Raw genomic sequence first — 359 nt, forward strand, 5'->3', positions numbered from 1 at the left:
GTTGAGGAGGTTGAAAACGCGGTCAAAGCCGATGCTGGACCGGTAAAGGGGGGCGAAGTCGAATTCGTTTCTCATAGCCATATCCTCCGTAAAGCAACATGGAATGAAGACGCATTGGAAACTTGCGTCTCCACCAATTCAGCCCCGTTAGTGGCGGCTGACGAAACTGATTTTGTTGCGGAGTTTTCAGGGTTCAAGAGCACCCGAGACAAAAATTGGCACTCTGGACATTAGAGTGCTAAAATTGTGTGTACCATTGATGAGTTGCCGTTTTCTGAACGGCATTTTCTGAGGCCGATTGTTGAAAAGGCGCTCTCATAGTCACGCCAACAGGCGCGCCGTTCTTGACCGTGTGACGG

General features: G+C 50.1%; 1 pseudogene. It reads right to left on the reverse strand.

Annotated elements, in window-relative coordinates:
• Positions 1-75, reverse strand: a pseudogene (locus tag AF337_RS45960) (Hsp20 family protein); the annotation flags it as partial.
• Positions 76-359 lie beyond the last annotated feature (284 nt).

This window comes from Rhizobium ecuadorense (assembly GCF_001187535.1).
Classification (GTDB): Bacteria; Pseudomonadota; Alphaproteobacteria; order Rhizobiales; family Rhizobiaceae; genus Rhizobium; species Rhizobium ecuadorense.